This window comes from Spiroplasma endosymbiont of Danaus chrysippus (assembly GCF_902809815.1).
In the GTDB taxonomy this organism is placed as follows: domain Bacteria; phylum Bacillota_I; class Bacilli_A; order Mycoplasmatales; family VBWQ01; genus Spiroplasma_E.
In genome coordinates this window covers 156,967-183,231 of sequence record NZ_CADDIL010000004.1, presented here as the reverse complement: position 1 = coordinate 183,231, position 26,265 = coordinate 156,967, and the positions used below count along the sequence as shown (strand labels likewise).

Sequence of the window (26,265 nt, the reverse complement as noted above, 5' to 3'; positions counted from 1 at the left end):
TTCACCAGCAATTAATTTATTTTGTTTTTTTATCTAATAAATTATCAACATATACTTTAGTTGTAGCATCACTTAAAAATGTAGGGGTACCAACATCAATAATTCTTTTTCCATTAACATCAATACCTTTATCATCTTTTGGAACAATAAAATTAGGATTATCTATATTAACTTCTCATAATGAATCAATATTACTATCAACATGAATTTTTAATTTAGGTATAGTATCACTAACATCATCTATTTTTATACCAGTACCAGCAATTAATCCTTCTTTTCGTAAAAATGTTTTATTACCAGAATCTCAAGTTATAATTCTAGTATCACTTTCATCAAATATACTAGGTGTATTAAAATTATCTGTATTACATGAAATAGGATTATTAATTGCTTTTCTTGGAGTATGTAAATTTGCTTGTTGCAATAAATTATATACTTCCATTAATACATAATCTGGTTCACTTGGTGGACTAATACTACTTGATAAACCATTACCACTAATAGAAACAGAACTTCTTATAAATGCCATACCATCTGTTAAATAATATATAGTCATTCTTGCTGTTGCTCTTTTAACTAAATGTTGTTGAGTTTCATTAAGATTTTTAAATCCTATTACTTCAATTTGATTACCAGTAATAGTATTAATACGTTCACTTGATATAGCAATAGCCATAACAGTTAAATTAGTCTTATTTTCATCACTAGTAGTTTGGTCAGCATCTGGTATAAAACCATATATAGTTTTTAAATCATCTTTTGTAATATAATTTAAATTTACATTTCAATCAATATTATTTTTGTTTTCCATAATTTTTAAACCTTTCATATCCATGTACTGCTTGTGATTTATTAACTACACCAATAACTGATTTATATTTCTTTTGTTGAATTACTTTTTTACCTATATTTTTAGAATTCCTACGTGCTAAATATTCTTTATCTTCTTTATCTAATCCACCGTGATAATATTGCCTTATAAGTATTGAATTAGCCCCAGTACCATAAGCACCAGTTGCTTTACACATATCAATTCACATTTCTTTTGATATCATAAAGTAATCATATGATTTACTTAAATTAGTTCTATATGTTAATGTAGCAATACCATAAGTACTCGATTGTTGTTGTATTACTGGAGTTCATATACCACCTGCTAATGCACTACTAGAAAGATTTACATAAACTCCAATCATAGAATCATAATCTTCTTGTGTTAAAGAATTCATTATTATTTCTTTACCTTTATCCATTAATGACTTACCATTTAAATATTGTTTTTGAATATGTTGTAATTTAGCAATATTATTATTAGTAATATGTGTCATTATTTTTTTATGAATTACTGGTAAATTAGTTAATTTTTGTAAAACTTGTTGAAATTCAGATAATTCTTTTTGAGATTTACCTTGTCCTAATACTTTTGACATTAATTGATTTTTTAATATTCCTGCTGGATTTTTTAAAAAACTATTAAATAATGAATTATTTTTTTAAATTTTTCTATTAATTCAGCAGTTTGTATATCAATATGGTTGTTTTAGATGAGTTAGGTTTGAAAATTAATAGTAATGATTTGTCGCCCGAATTTAAAGAAACACAAGAAAGTTTAGGAATGTTTTGTAAGTTAATAGGTCATAATTTTAATGGAATTATGTATATGATTGAACAACACCCCGATAGAATACCAAAACAAGCACGTGAAAAAGTAGAGTATATTGTTCAAGTTAAAAGAATGCGTATTTTGTTATTTTTAGTTAAGTTTAAACTAAATATTTATACTAATGTTGATGATTATAATAAAGTTGTATTATCTAAAAGACAAACAAAGCGAATAATTAAACGTGGTGGATTACCACCTAGTTATAGTGGTGAAACTATGACTTTTAGTTTATGATTTCCTAGGTCTTATTTACAAAGATATAATAGTCGTGCTTTAAATTATATTCATTCTTTAAAGAGTGAATTAAGTACTGTTAAAGACTATGAACAATCACAAGCATTAGATTTTACTGTTAATGATATTAGAGCAGTAGGATTAGATAAGTTGGATAATATATTACAAACTGAAAAGAAAGAAACTGAAAATACTGTATGCCGTACTTGTTATTATAGAAATAAATATTCTAAGAAAAATAAGAAAGATGTTAAAATAGAGTAAACCTATATTATTGGTCGAAGCCAACCAGAACCTTGGTTGGTTGGCCGTGGCGTTTACGCCACTGGGGTGAGTTGCGAAGCAACTAGGGGCAAAGCCCCTATATACTTGTTAACATAAAAAACTAATGATTAGAAAGTGTAAATGATTATGCTAAATTTTTTAACATTAGAGTCGCACAATAAAAGTTTATCAACATCGGCAATGTGAATAATGTTTATCATTGGTTTGATTTGTATTGGTATTATTTTTCTTGTGTTTTTTTTTATTTAAAAGAAAATTACGTAAAGAAAGGAGCCTGATTAACGAGCAATTTTTATTTAAACCAAAAAAAGTTACATATCAAGTTTTTCATTTTTGAAATAAAGCTCTTTATATATTTTTAATGTTTTGTGCAAAAGTTGGTGCCATTGTGCTATTATCAGTTTCAATAAGTTCAATGTTTTAATTTTGAAAAATTAAGAAAAAGTTTTAGGAAGGGGTTAAAATATGGGTTTAGTTTTCTGAAAAAAACATAAAGAGAAAAATCAAACAAAAAATAGTAATATTGAATTAAAAACCTCAAAAGAAAAAAGTCCTTGAAATAATGTTTTAAAATTTTTACAAGACTTAGGTAAAGCATTACAGTTTCCAATTGCAGTATTACCATTCGCTGCTATTTTAAACAGATTTGGAGCATTAGGGCTTACATTTACTACTACAACTGATGCTGGTCTTATGCATGTTACTAATGAAGTGGGTTATTGAATTTCATATATTATTCAACAACCAGGAAAAATAGTATTTGATAATTTACCATTATTATTTGCTTTAGGTTTAGCATTTGGTTTAGCTAAAGATCATCGTGGTGAAGCTGCATTAGTTGGAGCAGTATTTTATTTGGCAATATCTGCAATGACGTCAATTGAACATTCATTACCAGAAATGTTATATAAAAATGTTTTAACTTTTACATCAAGTAAAGGTGAAAAATTTTTGTCATTATTTTATGTAGAAGAATTTGGAACAGATGGTAAAACTATTATCGGTGGTATTTATGTATTAAACATTCGTGTTTTTGGTGGAATTGTAGCGGGGTGTTTATCTGCAGTTTTATATAATAAATATAAAGAAATTAAACTTCCTCAAGCATTATCATTCTTTGGTGGTAGAAGATTTGCACCAATGGTGGCTTTAGCAATAACTATTCCCACTGCTTTGGCATTTGCTATTGTTTGACCATGAATTCAATTAGTATTAATGAAATTTGGTCAATTAGTTGCTAATCCAAATAATCCAGCAGTTGCTATTCCAGGAACAGCAGTTTATGGAATATTAAATCGTTTATTATTACCTTTTGGATTACATCAAATCTTAAATACTTTTTTTGATTTCAATTACCAATTAATGGTCAGATAATATCTCCAATTACAGGTGCTGCATCTGGAACAACGGAATGAGTAAATGGAGACATTAATGCTTTTACTAGAGGTATTGAAGGATCTGGATTTTTTCAATCAGGTTTCTTTCCTATTATGATGGGTGGTATTCCCGCTGCTGCCTTAGCTATGATTATGGCAGCTAAAAAAGAAAATAGAAAAATGGTATCAGGATTTTTAGGAGGAGTTGCTTTAGTTTCTTTTATTAGTGGAATCACTGAACCAATTGAATTTTCATTTGTATTTATTGCTTCATTATTATTAGTAATTCATGCCTTATTAACAGGGATATTTATTGCAATAACGACAGCATTGCATATCCAAGTTGGTTTTGGTTTTAGTGCTGGAATTATTGATTATTGCATTTCTTTTGCTCAATCATGAGGATTTGCTAATCATGCTACAGGTGCTTATCATATTACTTCAAATTCACTATGAGTATTATTATTAATTGTGGCTGCTGGTGGAGTTTATTTTATTATATTTTATACATTAATTACTAAAATGGATATTGAAACACCAGGAAGAGAAGAAGATTTTGGTGTTGAAGAAAATAAAGTAACAACAAAATCAGAGTTAAGCAATAAAAATCTTAAAAGTGATAAATATACATTAATGGCAACAAAATTAATTGAAGCAATTGGTGCAGATAATTTTGTTGTAATTGATAATTGTGCTACTAGGTTACGTTTGATTGTTAAAGATACATCACGTGTTAATTTGGCAAAAGTTAAGGTCGCAGGAGCATTTGGTACTAAAATTTTGAATAAAGAAGCTTTGCAAATTGTTATTGGTACCGATGTTGAACATGTAGCCAATGCAATAAAGGCACAGTTACAAAATTCAGCAACTTTGAATATTAAAACTAAAGTTAATCTATAATTAAAAGTGATTATTACAATATAATATTAAAGCTACTAAAGCTCATATAGCCATTAAATGGTTATATGAGCTTTTAATTGATTAAAAAAGATAGGAGTAAAAATAATGGCAGTAGGTAAACATTTAATTACTAACATTTTACAAAAAATAAAATCACAAGTACCAACATTAACTAAAGAAGACATTATTACTGCGCTTAATATTATCTATATAACTTGTGCAGAATATAATGATATTGATATAGTTCTATTAGTAATATTGTCAAATATTATCAACAAGAAGATGAAAAATTTGATAGTCAATTGTTTAGAAAAAATTTGCATAGTTCTTTGCAATATATTGATCAAGACAATTTATACAGTTTGAAAAGTTTGATTTCAATTATTTTAATAATTAATGTTTTTAATCATCCTTTATTATTTAGTGATTTTAGTGATTTTATTAAAAAAGAGGACGTATAAGTTTAACCCATAGAATTCAATAACATTTACAATATAACTTGAAAATTCTATGATTTGTTAACTAAATTATACCATAAAATTTAAAAAGATTAAAAAATATAATTTAAAAAATACATTTAAACAAAACAAAAATACTAATCTTAAAATTAGAATTAAAAAATATTAAGTTTTAACTTATTAAGCACTATTAAGATAACTTCTAGCATTTAAATAATTTGCTTTTGCTATTAACAGATTATTTAATGTTTGATAATTATATATTTTTGCTCCATTAGTTAAAGATTTTAAAAAATGATATACATCACTTTCAGCAGAACAACCAATATTTCAACTAGCATTTTGATTGACAATACCATGAGCATTATTTTTAAAATAATTATAAGTTTTTTCATTAACATTAGATTTTAAAAAACTAAGTAATTGATTACAATCACCACTTGCAAAAGTAGTTGTTCCATCAATATATTTAGTTCAATCATGAGATTCTTTTTTCTTACCACGAACTCCAACAAAAGATTTTCATAAATAACTATAAGCATGATATTTATCTAAAATATAATAACATCCCAATCAAGTAGCCATTGCTTTAATTCATAATGCACCATCACCAGCAACCACTAAATTATAATTATGATATTCTCATTGAACACCTAATATATTTAAATTAATATCATAATGATTCAAAATAGTTTGTGTTGTAAAATTATATAATTGTTCTTGATTTAAACCATTACCGGATTTAAATAATAAAAATGCAGTTATTTTCTTGTCTAATTTATTTCTATATGAATAAATTTCTTTTTTTCCTAAATTAAAGGTTAAAATTCTACAACAATATTGCTGTTTTAAACCATTTTCATCTCAACAAGTAATAAAAGCATCATCTGCACATATATTTAATTTTTGATTTTCTAATACTTTATGTTTTTGTTCTGGTATTAATTTTTCAATTTTTGCATTTTTAAAAATTCTTGAAATAAGATTTTTAGAAAAAAAAGTATATTTAAATTCTGATTGAATATTAAAATAACCTTTTTTACTTATTAAGTTTTCAATTAAATTATCTAATATATCAAAATATAAATCATTAGTAATTCTTGCTCTTTTTTTAATACCAAATTCTTCATAAATTGGATAATATAATATTGTTTATTAATTGTATCTCAATAAACTCTTTGTCTAAAAGTTCCCACTCCAATTGGAGTATTTACTGTTCTATTAACTCTTGAATCAATTTTATATTGATTTTTATCTCTATTTTGAAAAAAATATTCATCATAATCATGGATTTTTTGAAAATATTTTGCTAAAATATTAGTGATTTCAGATTTTAGAAATTCTTTAAAACTAAACATTTTTTCAACATCTTTCTATTGATTTTTTGTCCTAACTATTCTAACAAATTTACTACATTATTGTTGAAAAATGTTTCGTTTTAGAGTATAATATTAACAAACGTTTAATAACTTGATAACTTGATAACTTGAAAATTCTATTTACGTTTAAAAGATAACTTTTATTAGTTATCTTTTCTTTTTTAATAAAATAATGTACAATAAAGAAAAATATAAATAGAAAAGGAAAATAAAAATGTTAAAATTGGGTGAATGGCCACTATTAGCAATAGCGCTTTCAATATATTTAATAATATTTGCACTAGTATTAATTGGTGTAAAAGGAACTGAATTATGTCATAGACAAAAAAATGGGTATATTTTTTATGTTTATTTCATTAAATATTATTGGTTTATTTTGAGCAAATAAAATATTTAAAAAAGAAAATCCAGATTTTAAATTTTGAAAAACTATAAAAAATATTTTTAAAATTAAAAGAAAAAATAAAAAAATAGCATTATACTGCTATTTTTTGTTATAATTATATTATAAAAATTAAATAAAAAAATATATGAAGTAATTAATAAAGGGGTGAGTAAAGTTAATAGTTATAATTTAATTTTCTTTAAATAAAAGACAACTTTAAATTATTAATTGTTGGTTACATTATATACCTTTTTATAAATATAATCAAGTATTTTAGACTATTATTTTAAAATTATCTAAAATAAAAAGTCCTAACTATTTAGGTTTAGATTTATTAAGTTTTTAAAATATTAAAGTAAAAGATTTAATTTATTAATTCTTGCTGAATTAATAATAAGCATATTATCAAGAACTTTATCATTATAAATTTTAGCACCATAACCTTTTAAAGATTTAACAAGATGTGATACATCACTTTCAGCACAAACTCCTTGATTTCAATTTTCTTTTTGATTTATAACACCTTCTTTATTATTTTTAAAATATTTATATATTTCTTCATTTACTTTATTTTTGTTTAAATAATTTAATAATTGATAATATTCACCATTAACAAATAAATTATATGCATTTGTTAATTTTTTATTATCTACTTTTCTATTAAAAATAAATCCTTTTTTAAGTGCTTTAAATGCATGATGTCTATCAATTACATAAGGAATATTTTCTTTTTTAGCAGTAGTTTTAATTCAAGGCGCACCATCACCAATAAATACTAAACTACTTTTAAAATAAATATATTGTAAATCAAGAAATTCATAAATTTTATCAATTAATTCTTGTCTTTTAATTCTTTGACCATTTTTAGTTTTCATATAAGTAATTTTTTTATCTTTTAAAATATTTCTACTTTTAGTAGATTTTTCTAAATCTTTACCCTTATTTGCACTAATTGTACGAATACGATTTTTTTGCTTTTTATTATTAAATAATGAAGATATAAAACAATCATCCATATTTATAAATAATTTTTCAATTGGTAAAACTACTTTTTTCTCTTTTATTTCTTCAACACCTATTACTGCATTTTTCATTACATTAGTCATATATGTTTTTGAAAAATTACTATTTTTTATTATATCTTGTACATCACTTTGTCTTTTACCATTACCTGAATTTTTTATTATTTTATTTTATAAACTTTTAAGTGTTCTTTTTCTTTTCTTAATTTTTATATAATCATCTAAAGGATAATAATATTGATTAGTTTCTAATATTAAATAACATCTACGATAAAAATTATTTATTTTACCATATTGAGTATTTGGACTTCTTTTGGCAGTTTTAACATATTTATGCTTAGTTTTATCATATATATTTTGATATCAAAAATCATCATATGATTTTAATAGATTTGTGAAATAATTTAAACCATTATTTTTAATTTGATTATCAAGTTCATCATAATTAAGTTCATTACTAAGAAAATTCATAATATTATTTCCTTTCTTAATTTATGAATTGATTATAGTAATAATTATTATTAAAGTGGTGAAATATGATTTTATGAAAATGTTATAATTAGTATATAAATATTGAATATAGGTGATAATATGCCAGCAAAAAGAAAAGAATTAGGAAATTATAAAGAAAAGATAAATGAATATTTTAGAGATAATAAAAATATGCCAACTAGAATGACAAAAACTGGTTTAAATTTAGTATTAGGAATTGATAGAAAATATATATTTGATTGCCGACGCTACCAGACAAAATGACAACAAAATTTCTTGAAAGATTATGATAAAGCATGTCAAAAAATTGCTAATTATTTACTACGTAATACTATGANTATTAAAGAATATGATAAAGCATGTCTTAAAATAGGAATTGCAAGATTAAAAAATGTTACACAAGTACCTCAATATGAATGAGCTTATTTAAGAACAAATCATAGAGAGATGTTTGATGATTTAATAGATAATCAAGATATAGAAGCAAATAATAGTAATATAATTATTAATATTTCTGAACCAAGAAAAATAGAAAATAATGATTAGAAACCTATAATAAATATAGGTTTTTTTCTTTATTTTAAAGGGAAAAAATGATATAATTTAATAAAGCGATTATGTTATTTATTAACATAAGTTACAAGGGATTATCAAAAAAGCGATTATTAACAAGGGAGTATTTTTATGTCTAATTTTGAAGTTAAAGAAAAAAAAGAAACTTATACTTTTGAAGAATTACAAGAAACTTTAAAACAACAAAGAAATGTTGTTTATGCTCAAGCAAAAGATGAATTTCTTAAAAAAGAATTAGAACCAAAAATAAATGAATATCAAACAAAATTAAAAGAATATGAAAATAAAATTAATAGTTTTGAAGAGCAACAATTATTTTCAAATATTAAAGATACTAAAAAAGTAAATTTAATTAAAAATTTAATGAGTACTGATAATTATAAATCTTTATCTAAACAAGAAGCATTTAATAAAATAAATGAAGATTATAAAGATTTTTTAATTGATAAATCAGAACCTATTAAACAAGAAAATAAACAACAAGATAATTTAATTAATCCTACTGATTTAATTTTAAAATTACATAATAATTCATTAGATCATTTTAAAATTGCTCAAGATTTAAAAAATAAAGCAAAAACAGAAGGAATGACTAATCAAAAAGAATTAGAAGAATTAGTTGAAATTACTAGAAATGAAGCTTTTCAATCTATTAGTAAATAGAAAGAAGTTTTATTATGGGAGCTATAAAAATACCTGAAGCATTTTTTATTAAAGGTAATAATCCAACAGAAAATGCTATTTTAAGTGTACTTGAAGCACAAGTACGTGGTGAATTAACAAGTGAAAAATCAACAATGTTTATGCGTGGAACTTGTAGTGCTTCTCAAATTGGTGAAATGGCTGGTGTTGCTATAGCAATTTATAGAGCAACTGTTCGTGTATTATGAGGTTCAACATGAGATTGAAAAAATGGAACTAAAAGACAAAAAGGTGATGTTTATACAACTAAATTAGAAATTAATAAATATTTAACAATTGATTTTGAAATTCCAGAATTTGATATTGAAAGATTTATGAAAGCGCCAAAAGATATTGCAGTACAAATTGTTTCAAATTGAACAGCTTCATTTATGAGAAATTTAAGAGAAAATTTAGAATTAATATTTTTAAATGGTATTCAAGATTATGCTATTGCTAAATCATTAGTATTACCTTTAGATTTAATTAATATGAATGCAGAACAAGCAAAAGAAGCTTATTATAAAATTTGAGCAAGAAATAATAAATTAATTAAATTAGTAAATTATATTACTGTAGGAACTAATAGAGAAGATTTAATGGGAGCAACTGGAATTGATAGTAATTTAGGATTATCAAAAGCATTTACTGTTTTAAATTATAGTCAAATTTCAGCAGATACATTAGCATATGGTAGAAGATATACAAGTTTAATTGCTGGTATGGAATTTTGAGAAAGTTTTTATTTAGAACAAGAATTTATTCATGATACTGAAAAAGCCATGCATTTAGAAAAAGATTATAGTTTAAAAAATACACATGGTTTTGTAGTTAATAGATATATGTGAGGTATGCCTATTTCATTTACTAAAATAAGACAAAAATTAGATAATGATACAGATAATATTAAAATTATTGGTAAATGTTTATTTGCATTACCTAGTGCTATTAGACCTAATTTAATGTATTTAATTAGACCAACTATGCCTACACTTGCTGAAATTAAAGAAGCAAGAGCAAAAGATTTTTTAACTAATCCAAAAAATGAAAATGCAACTTATCAATCAACTTTATATGATGATATTAATAAATTAAATTTAGAAGATGTTATTTATTATAGAAATTTAGGAAAAATTACTATGGCAGGAACTACTCCTACTAATGATGAATTAGAAACTGTAATAATAAATGCTGGTAATGTTGGTTATGAAAAAGGTAAAGCAGCATTTAGTAATATTACATCAACAAGTGCAACTATGACTGGTAATAATACTGAATATTATGGAGTAGTAAATTTAGAATTTACTAAAAAATAATTATGGAATATATTTATAAATATTTTAATGAAAAAGCACATATTACTATTTATTCACCAAAACCAGAAGATTTAACTACTAGTAATGATATTAGAGCAATTTTATTAGATGAATATCCTAAATTAAGAAATGATTATTTTATAGTAAGTGATGTACATGATAATTTTGCAATATGTGTTGGTAATAATATAAATTGTCAAGGAACAGTTAGAATTCAAATTAAAAAAACTAATCAATTATTAAAAGGAGAAAATAAATATGCCACAACAACATGCTGAGACTACACAATTGAGTAACTATACTTTAACTAAATTAATAAGAACTGGTATAAGCCCAATTTGTGCAATGATTGGTACAAGTGCTTATTATGGTCAAGTAATAAGTAATCCATTATTAGGTTCAATTAATAGTTTATTATTTGGTAAAAAATTAGGTTTAGATATTTGAAATTTAAATCAAAGACCAAATACTAAAACTAAATTAATTAATAGTAGTAAAAAAATATTACTAGGTTTAGGAACAATTGGATTAGCAAATTATGCAAAATTTACTACTAATTCAATTAATCCAAATCCAACAGAAAATCCAATAACAACTACTACTATTGACCCATTTCCACCAGATTTATTATTTAGTAATAATAATAATCATTTAATAGATTGAGATACATATATTAGTTTAAATTCATATGGTATTGCTAGTTTAGTTGCTGGTATTACTGAATTAATTCCAAGTAAATTTGAAACTATTAGAAAAATAGCAAATATGGCAACTGGTGGATGTTTGATTTCAAGTGGTGTTGCTATGGGTATTAATAATGATTTTAGTAATGCTTATGCAGTTCCAACTATTATTGCTGGTGCATCTGAAATTATTCATAATTTATTACCTATGGAAACAAATCATAATGTTGAAGAAATGCAAGAAACAGCATTTAATAATGAAACTGCAAGATTAATTAATGATAATAGATTTACTATTAATAGTGAAACAACTAGTCAATATGGTAGTGATAATATGAGCGAAGTACCATTAAATCATGATAATGCTTCATTAAATTGAGATTATAATCACATGAGTTTATAATGAATCCTTTAATTATTGAATGAATATACAATGCTTTAGTAAGTAATGATATTAAATTAGCATTAATAAATGCTTTAAAAACTTATTATAAAAATCAATCATTAAAAGCAGTATTTGATAATGAAAATATTAGTGAAAAAGAAATACATCAACCATATAGTGTTTTTAATCCCAATATACTTAAAAAATTAATAAGTATATTAAAACCAACTGAATTATCTATATTACAAAATGAAATTAATAAATTTAAAAATCCAATAAATAGTTTTAAAAATTCTATTATGCCAACAGAAATTAGAACAGTTAAAAATTATGTAAATAAATTTGATAATTTATTTAAAGAAAATGAAGAACAAATACCAGAAAATGCATGAGAAGTATTATCAAGTTCATGATTTAAAAAAGGAAGATTTATTGTTGATAATAAAAATTTAAAAGTTGGTACTTTAACAACATTATTTCAAAGTGATAATGATAAAAGACAAATATGATATGGTCCATATACTTATCCAACATTTCCACAAGAAATATGAATATTAATGACACAAGCAAAAGGTAAAAATGGTTCTGGTGCTGGAACTATATTTTGAAAATTTTGAAATAGAAAATGATTACCAAGTCAATTAAGAAAATATGTTAAAAGTGAATTAGCAAAAAAAGGTAAATATTATGGGTCTCAAGATACTAGTGTAATTTATCCAAATAATATTAATGTACAAAAAACTATGCATTTTATTAATAGATTAGAAAAAGGTTTTTTTAAATTAAAAGAATATAAAAATTTATCTAAAAATGAAATAGGAAGTAATCAATGAAGATATGAAAGAAAACAATTATTAAAAAATTCTTTACATAAAAGAAAATATATAAAAATTAAAAGAAATTCTAATTTTTATAAAACATGAAAGTAGGTGATTGAATGGAAATTCAAAAACCAGAGTGAAAAACTAGTTATTTAATTCCTTTTACTCGTGGTAGAAGAGATTATATTAAAGATAGAAAAATATATGATTTTAGTTTATTAAATGATATTCAAAAATTAAGAAAAAAACAATTAGATTCAATTAATTTATTATCATTTATATTAATATCTTTAATTATTACTTTATGAAGTACATTACCACAAACAATAATATTACCTAAATGATTATCATTTACTAAATTAGGTATGGAACATGTAGATTGAAAAAATAATTGAGGTAATGCAATTTGATTAACAATTATACCTAGTATTGGTGGATTTGGATTACATCATTTACCAAATAAAACACCACCAAGAATTAAATTTATATTAAATTTAATAATTAAAATAATACCAATTTTAATATTAATTATTATTTGATATTTACCAAAAATAGAAAAAGAAATAAGAAAAATAAAAAAAGAAAAGGTGGAATAAAAAATGAATTTTTCAATAGAATGAATATCAGCAATATGTGGAGCAATAGCTACTGGAATAGCTGTATCAGGAGGATTAGCTTTATCTAGTAAAAAAATTAAAAAATCAAAGAAAAATAAATTAGCAAAAGAATTAAAAAGAGATAAAGAAATTCAATTTATTATTGAAAATATTAAACAAATAAATTCTCAATTACAATTAGAAACTACATCAATTGCTAAATTACTTGATAGTTTTAATAATGATGATGAAAAAAGTGAAGTATTTAAAAACACTATTATTAGTCAAAGAGCAAAACGTAAAGAATTATCAGAAAAAGATAAGAAAAAAGCAACTAAAGTTGGAATTTAAAGGGTTTAAATACCCTTTATTTTACATTAAGGAGTAAATTATTATGGCTATTAAAGACCCATTAATGTTTATTACAATTGAAGAATTTAAAAATTGAAAAGGTTTTAATAAATTAGAATTTGATGATACTACAACACCAGATAATGAAATTTGATTTGCTATTTCAGTTGCAAGTAATAATATTGATTATTTAAGTGGACATTCGATTTCAAAAAAATGACCAGAAACTACATTAACAGAATTTACTGATGAAATACAAACTGCAACTGCATATTATGTTAGGTTTTTATTAACAAAAGATAGTAATTATATTCGTGGTCAATCAAGTATTAGTCAAGGTGGTATGACTTATAGTGAAAATAATCCTAATGAACCTTATTATATTGTTCCAGAAGTATTTAATTGTTTAAGAAAAATTAAAGAATATCCAAATATTACTGGATTTAATTTAGATGTTTTACCTAAAAGAAATGATTTTTTTAGTAATTTTTATAGTAATTATGGTGAAGATAGTCCTTTTACAAGATATTTAGAATTAATAAATTTAAAGACAAATGATACAAGAGTAAAAATATATCTTAAACATCCTAAACATTTAATTGGTACTGAAGTATGAATTGATACTACTGGTATAAAATCATTTGATAATTTAACAACAATTGAATTATTTACTAAATATTTTAGTAATGATACTATGAAATTAGTTGATGGTAAAGAAGGTCAAGAAAATAAAGTTATTAGTGTTAATGGTAGTAGTGGGTAATCATTATGAGAAATTAATAAAGATAATCCTAATTTTATTGTTCCAAAAGATGATAAAGGTATTGATGTTAATGGTAGAAGACTTATTGATGTTGGAACACCTACATTTTTAAGTGATGCTACAACTAAAGAATATGTTGATAAAAAACAAGATAAATTAATTGCTGGTGAAAATATTACTATTGATAAAAATAATAAAATTAGTGCTACTGGTGGTTCTACTGATTTAACTGATTATTATAAAAAAGAAGAAGTAGATAAAAAATTAGAAGATAAAATGGATAAAGACCAATTTCAATATGCTTTTGCTATCAATACTATTGGTACTGAAATCCCTAATTTAGAAACTACTGATAAAACAGTTGCTGGTGCTATTAATGAATTAAAACAAAAAATAAAAGATAAAAAATTTTCAAATGATTATTTTAAATATAATACTGAAACAAATGAAATTTCATTACATGATGAAGAAAATTCATTACTTTGTAAAGATTTATTGGAAAATAATGAATATAAATTATTAAAAACTCAAAATAAAAAATTATTACAAGCAATTAATGAAATATTAGAAAAACAACCACAACCTAGTCCAAGTAAAGATAATTGAAAAGAAATAGGAACAAGAGAAAAAAATAAATGAGATAATTGACAAATTACTTATGATTTTCAAGAGAATAAACATTATAGAGTTTATTATTCTTGAAGTATATATAATCCGGTTTATACTATTCAAGAATTTATTATAACTAATAAAAAAATTCCTGGTGTACAAATACAAACCTTTAATGATAGTGCTAATGCAGTGTATTTTATTAATCAAACTAGTTTAAAAGGGCAAATTAACAATCAATTAACTACTAAAAACTATTCATTAAATTGAATTTTTGATAAAAGTAATAATCTAGTTGCTATTTATTATAATAATTGAAAAAACACTAATAATATTATTAATGATAAAATAAATTATTCTTTTTCAGATTGACATAATGGAACATCAATCGCTACTGATAATTCTAATGTTTATAATATTCTTAAGTGAAGCAATTACGCGAGAGACTGAAATACCTTCACTAATATGTATCCAACTTTTTCTTTTATTAACTCATATTTCAAAGTATCAACTTCAACAGGAATTGAAAGTAGTCCAACACTAGCAACTAATACTGCAAAAATTGAACAATATAAAAACCCTGGTAATGCTAATGTTCTTTTTATTGCTTATATTAATACTAAAGATGGTGGAGGATGAGGAATAGAAATTGCTCTTAACTTAGATCTTTGACATGATAATGATAATATTTACTTTCAATGGTATTGCTTTTTAAATTCTTCATTTGGTCGTATGACATATGTTAACATTGCATTAAACAACATTAATTTTCATAACATAATGAACAATTAATAACTTTATTTATAATTTTTAATTAATGGTGGTTAGCCCTAAATACTGGACCACTTTTGGATAGACAGTTTTAAATTTTTATTTGTGAAATTGGTGGTTTTAGAAATTTAGAATGTATTCTTTCGTAATTATAAAACATAATATATTGGTTTACATCATTTATAGCTTCATTGAGAGAAAAATATTGATTTGAACCTTTAGGTAGTCATTCTTGAGATAAATGAGAAAATCAGTTTTCAGATATTACATTGCCACCAATATCATAAGGTTGTTTTTTGCTTAAAATTATTTGCTTATCAGCAGCTCAATTTGTGATGTCTTGACAATAAAATTCGTTGGCGTTATCTGAGTGTAAAATAACGTTTTTTACTTGGTTTCAAGAGAATTGTTGATTTATTTTTTCAAGTGCAGGAAGGATTAAATCTTGATAGGATTTGTTTGAACATGTATTATAGCTTACAATATTATTTGAATAAAAATCAATAATTACAAAAAGATATAATCAACCTTCTTTAGTATTTATTTGTTTAGTGTCCATTGATCAAATTTGATTTGAAGAGGTTGTACTTTTATAATCTTTGTTTACTTTATCCATTGTAGGTATTCACTTATTTGGATTTTTTTTGTTTTTAGGATAGTTATTTTTAGTTTGTTTTAATCCTTGAAGATTGTGATCTTTCATAATTTTTCGCATTTGTTTTGTTGATAATTCTAGATTTAAAATAATATGTTTGTATTGTTTTAATCATTCTTTAAATGCTGAAAAAATTCGTAAATAGCCATAAATTTGTCCTTTTCTTGTAAAATGAAATTCAAGTAAAAGTTGGCATAATTCTTGATATTTATGTGTACAATTACTAATTTGATTTTTTTCTTTTTTAATAGGGTTTTGTTTGTTTTTTACAAAATAATATGTTGATCGGTTTAGTTGAAGATGTTGGCAAAGATATCTAATTGAATATTGGTTTTTGCTATCATCAATAATTTGAATTTTTTGTTTGATATTTAACTTGTTAATTACTAATGCTATTTGTTTAATTTTATCCATTATTAAAAATCCTTTCATGTCAAAATTAGTGTTAATTGTATAACACAATTGTTTTTCGAATACATTCAAGTTTTTTTTAAATTAATGGTCTAGTAAAAAGGGCTAAGTAGCTATTAATAATTATTTTATGACTTATTTACTATTAAATATCCATAAAATAGAACCAAACGCCATGATAATATGTGGTAAAGCATTAATATAAGTTCATGTTGACTTATAATCTACATCTTTGCCAACAAATAAACCAATAACTATTATAACTGAAAGAAATGATATAAATAGTGCTCATAGTCTTGATCATAATCCAGGTTTAACTGAAAATGGTATTAGAATATAAATAATACCTATTATAACTAATGTAGCTCCATTTTCATTTCAGCCATAGAAACTATAAGTTATAACTCCCGCTGCATACAATAAACTAAAAACAATAATTCATACATCACCAATTAGCATTAATATTTTAGGTAAAGTTAATAACTTAAGACTTTTCATTTTTTCCTCCTTAAATATTTGTTTTACATTAATTGTGATTTTAGTATTTTTTTAAGATTATTAATATCATCAATTGTAACATTTTCTTTTGTCCTATTAATTAAAAACCCTTTTTCACGAATATATTTTGGAATAATATGAACATGATAATGAAATACTTCTTGAAATGCTTCGCTACCATTATTAGTTAAAATATTAAATCCTTTAATTTCGGGAATAGTTTTTATTAGCAAATTAGCAATTTTATGAGTTGTGATACTAACATCGCTCACTATTTTAGGTGTAGTATCAATAAAATTTTCAAAATGTTGCTTTGGAATTACTAGAATGTGTCCTTTAGTTACGGGATTGATATCCATGAATACTGCTGTATTTGTATCTTCAAAAATTAAGTTATTTGTATCTTTAATAATTGTACAAAAAATGCATGCTTTATTTGTCATATATTTCATCTCAACTTACTTTATAAGTATAACTTAAAATATTAACTATTATTATGGATAAAACTCTTTTACCTTATTTCAAAATCCTTCTTCATATATATTATTTTTTGGAATATATGTTGGAAATAAATTTTGAGCAGCGATTTTAAAGTTTTCAGCTGCTGGTGAATCTTTAGTTGCAGAATCACTAGCAGATATAGAATATAACATTTGTCAAAATATATTTCACTTTGTTTCTTGGGTAATAGTGCTTTCGTTAGCATCACCCCTTATATACTTAGAGAAATCTGTCTCAAGACTAGCATTACCACTATTGTTTCATGAATGAATTAAATTACTAATTTCTGGAACTCAGCCTTCCTTTTTATTATTTAAAAAACTAAAATCTAAATTTTGTAGAAGGTTTAGGAAATAAATAGGAGCAGAGTAAGTAAATGTAGCAATATTATTATTCGTAGTGTAATGTAATCCACCATTAGTTACTCAACTTGCAGCTTCTTGGGTAGTAGTAGCGGTACTTAAGAAACCATTAGCACCAAAATTAGGATCAATTTCACTAATAGTTGAGGCATTACCGCTTGTTAATTGAGTAAAAAAATCAGAATTTAAAGTTTTTTCTTTTCTTGAAACATCATCTTTAACAATTGACTCTCACTTTGGAGGTTCAGAAGGACTACTATTTCATTTTTGATCAATGCTTTGCGCATTTGCTAAATCAGTAGTAAAGTTTCAATTTACATTATAGTTACTCTTTTGTCAACCAGTAGTATCTTGTAATTGACTTATGTAAAGGTTATTTGTTTGGGTTGAAATTATAGGTTTACCTGCTTCATTATCTTTAATATCAACAATATTGTCTAAAATATAAGACATTGTAAATAAAGTTTGATTTAATGCTGGTAAAATTTCATATTGATAATATTGTTGATAACGAAAACGTAATCATCATTGGAAACGTTTTAAATATTTTGAATAAGTTGGAATATAAGTACCAGAAAGACCTTTTTGTGTTTTATTAATACCAGCACTACTATTTCATTTTTTAGCATCATTTGGTAATAATTTACCAATTTCGTTACTATAATTGTCATCTGGATGTTTAGCAATGGCAGCTAATTGTTCATCAAAAGCAGCATCTTTATCACCATAATCTTTATATAAACTATCAGGAGTAAATATTTGATCAGGATCATTAACTTTATCAGTATCTTTATTTTTTTCTTTATAAAAATCTACATTTTGATAATTAAATTTACTTGTACCATCCTGATGTCAACTTTGATTTTGAAATAATAACTCATTATTATCTGCTGCTGATACTTTATCTAGTGAATTAGCTGTATTAATACCACTTAAGTACTTTTGAGTTAATAAATTTAATCCTAAATCATCTTTAATTTTTATAAAAGCTTTATTGGCTTCTCCCATTGTAGTAGTACCATCTGCATTTTTTATGTCTTCACTATAATGAAGTTTCTTATGAAAAAATTCATAAAATTTTTGCTGAGCAATTGTTCCTTCAACATCTTTTAAAATAAAATCAAGACCTTGTGAATAAGTATTCTTAAACTGAGCAGAAATCGTTTCATTAAAATTTACTCCTAAAAAATTAAATAATACACGATTTTTATAATCATCAGGAATTTTACCACTAGGTAAATTACTCATATCACGTTCATTATCACAAGCAACTAATAATAATACAGGACCAGATAAAAGAGTAACTGAAGTTAATAATGGTAAAATCTTTTTTATCTTTTTCATTTTTTATACCTCCCGTCTAAGAACTAATGATACTTGGATCATATCATCATAATGTTCGTTTCCCAACAACATCTAGATAATTAGCAATATTAGTATCCATACGAGCAACTGGTGCATCTTGTGTAAAGCCATCTCATGTATTATTAGTTTTTATAATATTATCCTTAAATGTTGCATTAATATTAATACCTTGTCTATTATTTCAGCGATTTTCTTTAGTTTTATCAAATCAACTTTTCATTTTTTCAACAAAGTCATTAATTTTCTTATCAGTTGGATCAAGAGGACTTGAACCAAATATATCCTGTAAATTTCAATGAATTAAACTCGAATTATCATTAAAGTATAAATTATAATCTCATCAAGTTGCATCACCAAGGCTACCAGTACCTCCAGTAAAGGCTGTTAATGCATCATTTAAATTAAAAGTAGGAGTTGTATTTGGAGTATATTTTTGTAATAAAAAACCAGTTTGTAAATAATCAAGATAAGGAGAATCAGATAATCCGCCTGGACGCTCAGATAACGGTGCTAAGTCTTTTCACTGATAAGTATCTTTTCTATGATTTTTAAATGCTTTAATTATATTATAAGTTGATTCATCGCTTTTAGGTTTGTCTTGCTGTTGATATGTGATACCTGGCGTTTGAATAAAATGAATACCACCAGTATCAATAAAAATGCCAACTCCAGGTCCATTATTAACTGCAGCATCAGGAAGTTGTGGTCCTTTTATATCTTTCATATAAACTAAATCATTATATTGACTAGTACCATCTTTGACTTTATCTTTAATACTATCACGGTCTATATAAGGAATTAAGTCATCTAAACCCTTTTCTTTGTCAGTTGGTGAAGTAAATTGTGTTAATTTATATGGTTGAATACCATCAACATTTTTACCAACACCTTCAGCACTAGTTACATAACGATATAAGTAATAATAAAAAGGACTATTCTCTTGTGAAGATTTAGTAATATCCATTAATCCTAAATCACCAGTTTTACTAACATCAGTAGTTGCGGCACCTTTTTCTTCAGTGAATGTTTGATCGAAACCATTATTAGTAATATTCTTTAAAATTTCATTAATTTTAGTTTTATTTTGAGAAAACTGAGAAGCATTAATCTTTTCTTGTAAAGGTTTAGCAGTAGAATCAAAAGGAATAACAATTTGACGAGTTCAAATTAATTCTTGATTTCTTAACATTACTTTAGCTATTTTAGATTGATTATCACTTAATAAGCCCTCAATAGTATTGTATGAATCTGTTTCATAATTACTATCATTCTTATCATCACTAGTTTTTACAACAGGAAGACTAATATTAACACCAGTTCATGTTTTAGCAATTTTGACATTATCGTTTAATTTTGCAATAGCATCTGATTCTGAATTATTAGCATTAGCAACAATTCAAATTTTGCTAGAATATTTACCAGCAGCGATACTACCTGTTTTACCATTAATGTATTCTTGTACACTATCATAAGTACCATTTGGATTGTTTTCACTCTTTACTTGTTCTCATAAATCCTTTAATCAAATATTAATTTCATTTTGATTGTAATATTTATAATCCTTATAATTACTAGTAACATAACTACGTTGAATAATACCTAAAGCACTCTTTTTTAAAATATTATCAATGTAAGTATTAACATCATCATCGCCCAATACTTTCTTTCATTGTTTTTCTCATGAACGACCATACTTTGCTTGCAATGATTTTATTTTATTTTCCATTTCAGATTGAGCCGCAGTCAAAGTAGCAAGATAATCATCTTTATATTCTGGAGTATTTTTTAAAATTGAAAGATTAATATATTGATTAATATCAGTATATAATGTTTTACCTCATCCACTATTGGGATTATTTAATAAGTAATTAAAAAAGGTGTCAGTCGTAGTACTTGTATCTATAAAAGCACTATTTCAGTCGAAAACATTAATTGTGCCTCTTTCATTTGAATTATTACAAGCTATAATAGACATAGTTGATGTTGATGATAACGTGAAAGATGCAACTAAGGCAAGAATATTGCGCACTTTATTCACTCCTTTTAATTAAATTTATAGCAAAAAAAGATTTTTTAATTTATTTTACTAAGATATCTTAACATAAAATTTATATTTAAGGGATAGTTTTTTCTAATTAATTTTAAAATGAAATAACTAATTACCAATTATTTATTTTAAAAAATTTAAAATATTAATTTTTTTAAATATTATTACTTTATAGTGCACAAATAATATTTTATTCATTTTTTAATTTTAAGAAAATTAGCACAAAATTAAGTGTATAATCATTAGTATAAGTATATTATATTTGGTGTAATGATAATGATATAGGAGTAAATATGAATAAAAAAATAAACATTAATGATAATACCTTTAAAATTGATTTTCCCTTTTTTAAAAATAATCCTGATTTAGTTTATTTAGATACAGCGGCTTCTTCACTAAAACCACAAATAGTTATTGATGCTGTTAGGGATTATTATGAAAAATATTGTATTAATCCACATAGTCAAGATTATCAACTTGCTGTTAAGGGAAATGATATATTTGAAGACACTAGAAAAACAATTAGTAAATTTATTAATAGTAACGAAAACGAAATAGTTTTTTGTCCTTCAGCAACTTTTGCTTATAATCAAATTGCTTTTAGCTTAGAAAAATATTTACAAGAAAATGATGAAATTTTATTAACCACTTTAGAACATAGCTCATTACTCTTACCATTTTATCGTTTGATACAAACTAAAAAAATTAAAATAAAATTTATTGAAACAAATAAACAAGGAGTCATTACTGTTGAAAATTTAAAAAAAGTTTTAACACCTAAAACTAGAATAGTTGCTTTTGCAAATATTAATAATTCTTTAGCAATAGAAAATGATACTGAAACATTAACTAATTTTATTAAAGAATATGGTAAAAAAAATGTTAAAAGTGATAATTGAATTTTTAAAAATATTTTAGTAATAATAGATGGTGCACAATCAATAGGACATATAAAAACCGATGTTAAAAATTGAAATATTGATTTTTTTGGATTTTCTGGTCATAAAGTTTTTGGTCCAACTGGAATCGGTGTCTTTTGAGGAAAAAACGAATGATTAAATATGCTAGATCCACTAATATTGGGTGGAGGCATGAATGGTGATATTTATGAAAATGGTAAATTTAACTTATTAGATAGTCCTTATCGTTTTGAAGGTGGAACACAAAATATTGCGGGTGTATTTGGGCTAGGTGCAGCTATTAAGTATTTATTAAAGATTGGTATTGAAAATATTAGAAATCATGAAATTTTACTAAAAAAATACGCAATTGAACAATTAACAGCGCAGTTAGGAAATAACATTGAAATTTATAATATTGATGGCAATAGTAGTAACATAATATTTAATATTAAAAAAATATTTGCACAAGATGTTGCTAATTTTTTAGGAACACAAAATATATGCGTACGCAGTGGAACTTATTGTGCTAAATTATTACCTAATATAATTAACGCTGAAGTAACAATTCGTCTTAGTTTTTACATATACAATTGTAAAAAAGATATTGACTTATTAGTAATAGCTTTAAAAAAAGGGATTAATGAAGGAGGAGATTTTTTAAATGAATTCTTTTAATAACAATCAAGACTATTATCGCAAACTAATTGTTGAACACTATAGTAATCCCAAAAATAAAGGTTTTAAAAATTTACCAAATAGTTTGACATATCATCAAAACAATGAATCATGTGTTGATAATTTTCATGTTGAAATTTCTATTAAAAATAAAGTTATTAATAGCGCACGCTTTACTGGAATTGGGTGTGCTATTTCAACTGCAGCAACCGATCTTTTTTGTATTTTAATTGAAGGTAAAACAATATCACAAATAAAAGAAATTATTATTAACTATCAAGCAATGTTATCAGAAAAGCAATTTAATGATAAAATAATTGAAAATATGATTGCTTTTAAAAATGTACCAAGACAGCGTAATCGAATTAAATGTGCCCTTATTGGTATTAATGGTATTAATAAAATAATTGAGAAAGAATGTGAAAAAAATGGAAATGGAAATTAAGGATAAAATTAGTTTAAGAACCATTTATTTAAAAAAATTAAAAAATGTTTCTAAAAATAATTATCAAAAGTGAAATAAAATTATTTTCAATAAATTTAATGAATCACATTATTTTAAACAAAATAATGTATTTGCTCTTTATAATTCCTTACCATATGAAGTAGAAACTAAAGAAATTATTGAATTATTATGAAAAAATCTAAAACAAGTTTGTTTACCAAGAATGAATGGTGAGCATTTGGAATTTTACTTTATTAATAGTTGAAACGATATCGTATTTGATAATGATTTTAAAATTGGACAACCAAGTTTAAATTGCCAAAAAGTTATAGGAAGTCAAATTGATTGTATGTTAGTACCATTGATTGGCTTTGATAAAGATTATTATCGTATTGGTTATGGTAAAGGTTTTTACGATCGTTATTTATCTAAAAATAAATTTAACTTTAGTAAAATAGGACTTGGTTTTGCTATTCAAAAAATTCATTATATAATTAATCACGATAATTGAGATATACCATTAGACTATATTTTTACTAATTAATATTTGGTGGGGTGGTTAGCCCTAAATACTGGACCACTTTTGGATAGACAGTTTTAAATTTTTATTTGTGAAATTGGTGGTTTTAGAAATTTAGAATGTATTCTTTCGTAATTATAAAACATAATATATTGGTTTACATCATTTATAGCTTCATTGAGAGAAAAATATTGATTTGAACCTTTAGGTAGTCATTCTTGAGATAAATGAGAAAATCAGTTTTCAGATATTACATTGCCACCAATATCATAAGGTTGTTTTTTGCTTAAAATTATTTGCTTATCAGCAGCTCAATTTGTGATGTCTTGACAATAAAATTCGTTGGCGTTATCTGAGTGTAAAATAACGTTTTTTACTTGGTTTCAAGAGAATTGTTGATTTATTTTTTCAAGTGCAGGAAGGATTAAATCTTGATAGGATTTGTTTGAACATGTATTATAGCTTACAATATTATTTGAATAAAAATCAATAATTACAAAAAGATATAATCAACCTTCTTTAGTATTTATTTGTTTAGTGTCCATTGATCAAATTTGATTTGAAGAGGTTGTACTTTTATAATCTTTGTTTACTTTATCCATTGTAGGTATTCACTTATTTGGATTTTTTTTGTTTTTAGGATAGTTATTTTTAGTTTGTTTTAATCCTTGAAGATTGTGATCTTTCATAATTTTTCGCATTTGTTTTGTTGATAATTCTAGATTTAAAATAATATGTTTGTATTGTTTTAATCATTCTTTAAAGCTACTTGCTACTTGCTACTTAGCCCTTTTTACTAGACCATTAATTTAAAAAAAACTTGAATGTATTCGAAAAACAATTGTGTTATACAATTAACACTAATTTTGACATGAAAGGATTTTTAATAATGGATAAAATTAAACAAATAGCATTAGTAATTAACAAGTTAAATATCAAACAAAAAATTCAAATTATTGATGATAGCAAAAACCAATATTCAATTAGATATCTTTGCCAACATCTTCAACTAAACCGATCAACATATTATTTTGTAAAAAACAAACAAAACCCTATTAAAAAAGAAAAAAATCAAATTAGTAATTGTACACATAAATATCAAGAATTATGCCAACTTTTACTTGAATTTCATTTTACAAGAAAAGGACAAATTTATGGCTATTTACGAATTTTTTCAGCATTTAAAGAATGATTAAAACAATACAAACATATTATTTTAAATCTAGAATTATCAACAAAACAAATGCGAAAAATTATGAAAGATCACAATCTTCAAGGATTAAAACAAACTAAAAATAACTATCCTAAAAACAAAAAAAATCCAAATAAGTGAATACCTACAATGGATAAAGTAAACAAAGATTATAAAAGTACAACCTCTTCAAATCAAATTTGATCAATGGACACTAAACAAATAAATACTAAAGAAGGTTGATTATATCTTTTTGTAATTATTGATTTTTATTCAAATAATATTGTAAGCTATAATACATGTTCAAACAAATCCTATCAAGATTTAATTCTTCCTGCACTTGAAAAAATAAATCAACAATTCTCTTGAAACCAAGTAAAAAACGTTATTTTACACTCAGATAACGCCAACGAATTTTATTGTCAAGACATCACAAATTGAGCTGCTGATAAGCAAATAATTTTAAGCAAAAAACAACCTTATGATATTGGTGGCAATGTAATATCTGAAAACTGATTTTCTCATTTATCTCAAGAATGACTACCTAAAGGTTCAAATCAATATTTTTCTCTCAATGAAGCTATAAATGATGTAAACCAATATATTATGTTTTATAATTACGAAAGAATACATTCTAAATTTCTAAAACCACCAATTTCACAAATAAAAATTTAAAACTGTCTATCCAAAAGTGGTCCAGTATTTAGGGCTAACCACCGATAAGAAAAAAATTAATGATATACAAGTTCCTCTTGTCTTAAAAATTTTCCGTAGAGGTGCATTAAAAAAAAATCAAGGGAACTTTTCTAGAAGAATTACTTGAAAAATCAGGATTATTATAATAAAATCCTAATATTTTTAATAATGTTTATAAAATAAAATATCTATATTAACTTACCATTTTAAGTATAAAATAAAGAAAAATATTAAAAAAAATTAGTAATATTGT

29 protein-coding genes are annotated in these 26,265 nt (G+C 24.0%); 17 read left to right on the top strand and 12 right to left on the bottom strand.

Annotated features, from left to right (window positions below; translation table 4 throughout):
• Positions 1-16: 16 nt before the first annotated feature.
• A complete protein-coding gene (locus SPIRDC1_RS06235) occupies positions 17-829 on the bottom strand; it encodes a hypothetical protein (RefSeq protein WP_174481037.1) in 813 nt (270 codons plus the stop codon).
• On the bottom strand, positions 795-1,430 hold the full coding sequence (locus SPIRDC1_RS06230; protein WP_174481036.1) for a hypothetical protein: 636 nt from the start codon (positions 1,428-1,430) through the stop codon (positions 795-797). The genes SPIRDC1_RS06235 and SPIRDC1_RS06230 overlap by 35 nt, the downstream gene beginning before the upstream one ends.
• 101 nt (positions 1,431-1,531) lie before the next feature.
• Between SPIRDC1_RS06230 and SPIRDC1_RS06225 the strand changes: the two genes are divergently transcribed.
• From SPIRDC1_RS06225 to SPIRDC1_RS06210, 4 genes are all read left to right on the top strand, one after another.
• On the top strand, positions 1,532-2,161 hold the full coding sequence (locus SPIRDC1_RS06225) for a hypothetical protein (RefSeq protein WP_174481035.1): 630 nt from the start codon (positions 1,532-1,534) through the stop codon (positions 2,159-2,161).
• A gap of 486 nt (positions 2,162-2,647) precedes the next feature.
• Positions 2,648-3,556, top strand: a complete 909-nt coding sequence (locus tag SPIRDC1_RS06220; protein WP_174481034.1) for a PTS transporter subunit EIIC — start codon at positions 2,648-2,650, stop codon at positions 3,554-3,556.
• Positions 3,463-4,458, top strand: coding sequence for a PTS transporter subunit EIIC (locus SPIRDC1_RS10325; protein WP_368668564.1), 996 nt, complete (start codon positions 3,463-3,465; stop codon positions 4,456-4,458). The genes SPIRDC1_RS06220 and SPIRDC1_RS10325 overlap by 94 nt, the downstream gene beginning before the upstream one ends.
• A 105-nt stretch (positions 4,459-4,563) precedes the next feature.
• Positions 4,564-4,848, top strand: coding sequence for a hypothetical protein (locus tag SPIRDC1_RS06210; protein ID WP_174481032.1), 285 nt, complete (start codon positions 4,564-4,566; stop codon positions 4,846-4,848).
• 248 nt (positions 4,849-5,096) lie between these two features.
• On the opposite strand, the gene SPIRDC1_RS06205 is transcribed toward SPIRDC1_RS06210, so the two are convergent.
• The 4 genes from SPIRDC1_RS06205 to SPIRDC1_RS06190 form a co-directional block, all read right to left on the bottom strand.
• Positions 5,097-5,603 carry a hypothetical protein gene (locus SPIRDC1_RS06205; protein WP_174481031.1) on the bottom strand — a complete coding sequence of 169 codons (507 nt, stop codon included), beginning with the start codon at positions 5,601-5,603 and terminating at the stop codon, positions 5,097-5,099.
• A gap of 380 nt (positions 5,604-5,983) precedes the next feature.
• Positions 5,984-6,274 carry a hypothetical protein gene (locus tag SPIRDC1_RS06200; protein WP_174481030.1) on the bottom strand — a complete coding sequence of 97 codons (291 nt, stop codon included), beginning with the start codon at positions 6,272-6,274 and terminating at the stop codon, positions 5,984-5,986.
• Between the two features lie 756 nt (positions 6,275-7,030).
• Positions 7,031-7,786: an Mbov_0401 family ICE element transposase-like protein gene (locus SPIRDC1_RS06195; protein ID WP_174481029.1), complete on the bottom strand. Its 756-nt coding sequence runs from the start codon at positions 7,784-7,786 to the stop codon at positions 7,031-7,033.
• A gap of 87 nt (positions 7,787-7,873) precedes the next feature.
• The gene (locus tag SPIRDC1_RS06190; RefSeq protein WP_174481028.1) at positions 7,874-8,173 is read right to left on the bottom strand and encodes a UPF0236 family transposase-like protein; all 300 of its coding nucleotides are present in this window, start codon (positions 8,171-8,173) and stop codon (positions 7,874-7,876) included.
• 705 nt (positions 8,174-8,878) lie between these two features.
• Between SPIRDC1_RS06190 and SPIRDC1_RS06180 the strand changes: the two genes are divergently transcribed.
• The 9 genes from SPIRDC1_RS06180 (at position 8,879) to SPIRDC1_RS06140 (ending at position 15,764) form a co-directional block, all read left to right on the top strand.
• The gene (locus SPIRDC1_RS06180; protein WP_174481026.1) at positions 8,879-9,430 is read left to right on the top strand and encodes a hypothetical protein; all 552 of its coding nucleotides are present in this window, start codon (positions 8,879-8,881) and stop codon (positions 9,428-9,430) included.
• A gap of 14 nt (positions 9,431-9,444) precedes the next feature.
• Positions 9,445-10,764 carry a hypothetical protein gene (locus SPIRDC1_RS10725; protein WP_174481025.1) on the top strand — a complete coding sequence of 440 codons (1,320 nt, stop codon included), beginning with the start codon at positions 9,445-9,447 and terminating at the stop codon, positions 10,762-10,764.
• A gap of 2 nt (positions 10,765-10,766) precedes the next feature.
• Entirely contained in the window at positions 10,767-11,060 is a 294-nt protein-coding gene (locus SPIRDC1_RS10720) for a hypothetical protein (protein WP_174481024.1), read from the top strand.
• A complete protein-coding gene (locus SPIRDC1_RS10715; RefSeq protein WP_174481023.1) occupies positions 11,023-11,850 on the top strand; it encodes a hypothetical protein in 828 nt (275 codons plus the stop codon). Before SPIRDC1_RS10720 ends, SPIRDC1_RS10715 begins: the two co-directional genes overlap by 38 nt.
• A complete protein-coding gene (locus SPIRDC1_RS10710; protein ID WP_174481022.1) occupies positions 11,850-12,761 on the top strand; it encodes a hypothetical protein in 912 nt (303 codons plus the stop codon). Before SPIRDC1_RS10715 ends, SPIRDC1_RS10710 begins: the two co-directional genes overlap by 1 nt.
• A gap of 8 nt (positions 12,762-12,769) precedes the next feature.
• The gene (locus tag SPIRDC1_RS10705; RefSeq protein ID WP_174480564.1) at positions 12,770-13,249 is read left to right on the top strand and encodes a hypothetical protein; all 480 of its coding nucleotides are present in this window, start codon (positions 12,770-12,772) and stop codon (positions 13,247-13,249) included.
• 3 nt (positions 13,250-13,252) lie between these two features.
• On the top strand, positions 13,253-13,600 hold the full coding sequence (locus SPIRDC1_RS10700; protein WP_174480563.1) for a hypothetical protein: 348 nt from the start codon (positions 13,253-13,255) through the stop codon (positions 13,598-13,600).
• Between the two features lie 43 nt (positions 13,601-13,643).
• Entirely contained in the window at positions 13,644-14,363 is a 720-nt protein-coding gene (locus tag SPIRDC1_RS10695; RefSeq protein ID WP_174481021.1) for a hypothetical protein, read from the top strand.
• A 276-nt stretch (positions 14,364-14,639) separates the two neighbouring features.
• Positions 14,640-15,764 carry a hypothetical protein gene (locus tag SPIRDC1_RS06140; protein ID WP_174481020.1) on the top strand — a complete coding sequence of 375 codons (1,125 nt, stop codon included), beginning with the start codon at positions 14,640-14,642 and terminating at the stop codon, positions 15,762-15,764.
• A gap of 70 nt (positions 15,765-15,834) precedes the next feature.
• Here SPIRDC1_RS06140 and SPIRDC1_RS06135 read toward each other — a convergent pair whose 3' ends face one another.
• From SPIRDC1_RS06135 to SPIRDC1_RS06115, 5 genes are all read right to left on the bottom strand, one after another.
• Positions 15,835-16,830 carry an IS3 family transposase gene (locus SPIRDC1_RS06135; RefSeq protein ID WP_174479968.1) on the bottom strand — a complete coding sequence of 332 codons (996 nt, stop codon included), beginning with the start codon at positions 16,828-16,830 and terminating at the stop codon, positions 15,835-15,837.
• A 114-nt stretch (positions 16,831-16,944) separates the two neighbouring features.
• Positions 16,945-17,307, bottom strand: a complete 363-nt coding sequence (locus SPIRDC1_RS06130; RefSeq protein ID WP_174481019.1) for a hypothetical protein — start codon at positions 17,305-17,307, stop codon at positions 16,945-16,947.
• Between the two features lie 23 nt (positions 17,308-17,330).
• Positions 17,331-17,750, bottom strand: coding sequence for an HIT family protein (locus tag SPIRDC1_RS06125; protein WP_174481018.1), 420 nt, complete (start codon positions 17,748-17,750; stop codon positions 17,331-17,333).
• Positions 17,751-17,801: 51 nt separating this feature from the next.
• Positions 17,802-19,514, bottom strand: a complete 1,713-nt coding sequence (locus SPIRDC1_RS06120; RefSeq protein WP_174481017.1) for a hypothetical protein — start codon at positions 19,512-19,514, stop codon at positions 17,802-17,804.
• Between the two features lie 16 nt (positions 19,515-19,530).
• Positions 19,531-21,564 (bottom strand): hypothetical protein, encoded by a 2,034-nt coding sequence (locus SPIRDC1_RS06115; RefSeq protein WP_174481016.1) that lies wholly within the window; start codon positions 21,562-21,564, stop codon positions 19,531-19,533.
• Positions 21,565-21,875: 311 nt separating this feature from the next.
• Here SPIRDC1_RS06115 and SPIRDC1_RS06110 point away from each other — a divergent pair, with 311 nt between their 5' ends.
• From SPIRDC1_RS06110 to SPIRDC1_RS06100, 3 genes are read left to right on the top strand one after another with little or no spacing between them, the layout of a single operon-like run.
• Positions 21,876-23,159, top strand: coding sequence for an aminotransferase class V-fold PLP-dependent enzyme (locus SPIRDC1_RS06110; protein ID WP_174481015.1), 1,284 nt, complete (start codon positions 21,876-21,878; stop codon positions 23,157-23,159).
• A complete protein-coding gene (gene sufU / locus SPIRDC1_RS06105; protein ID WP_174481014.1) occupies positions 23,146-23,604 on the top strand; it encodes a Fe-S cluster assembly sulfur transfer protein SufU in 459 nt (152 codons plus the stop codon). Before SPIRDC1_RS06110 ends, sufU begins: the two co-directional genes overlap by 14 nt.
• Entirely contained in the window at positions 23,594-24,148 is a 555-nt protein-coding gene (locus tag SPIRDC1_RS06100) for a 5-formyltetrahydrofolate cyclo-ligase (protein WP_233214994.1), read from the top strand. Before sufU ends, SPIRDC1_RS06100 begins: the two co-directional genes overlap by 11 nt.
• A gap of 53 nt (positions 24,149-24,201) precedes the next feature.
• Here SPIRDC1_RS06100 and SPIRDC1_RS06095 read toward each other — a convergent pair whose 3' ends face one another.
• Complete coding sequence (locus SPIRDC1_RS06095) at positions 24,202-24,825, bottom strand: DDE-type integrase/transposase/recombinase (protein ID WP_174480336.1); 624 nt, start codon at positions 24,823-24,825, stop codon at positions 24,202-24,204.
• A 170-nt stretch (positions 24,826-24,995) separates the two neighbouring features.
• Between SPIRDC1_RS06095 and SPIRDC1_RS06090 the strand changes: the two genes are divergently transcribed.
• Entirely contained in the window at positions 24,996-25,991 is a 996-nt protein-coding gene (locus tag SPIRDC1_RS06090; protein ID WP_174479968.1) for an IS3 family transposase, read from the top strand.
• The last annotated feature ends 274 nt before the right edge of the window (positions 25,992-26,265 follow it).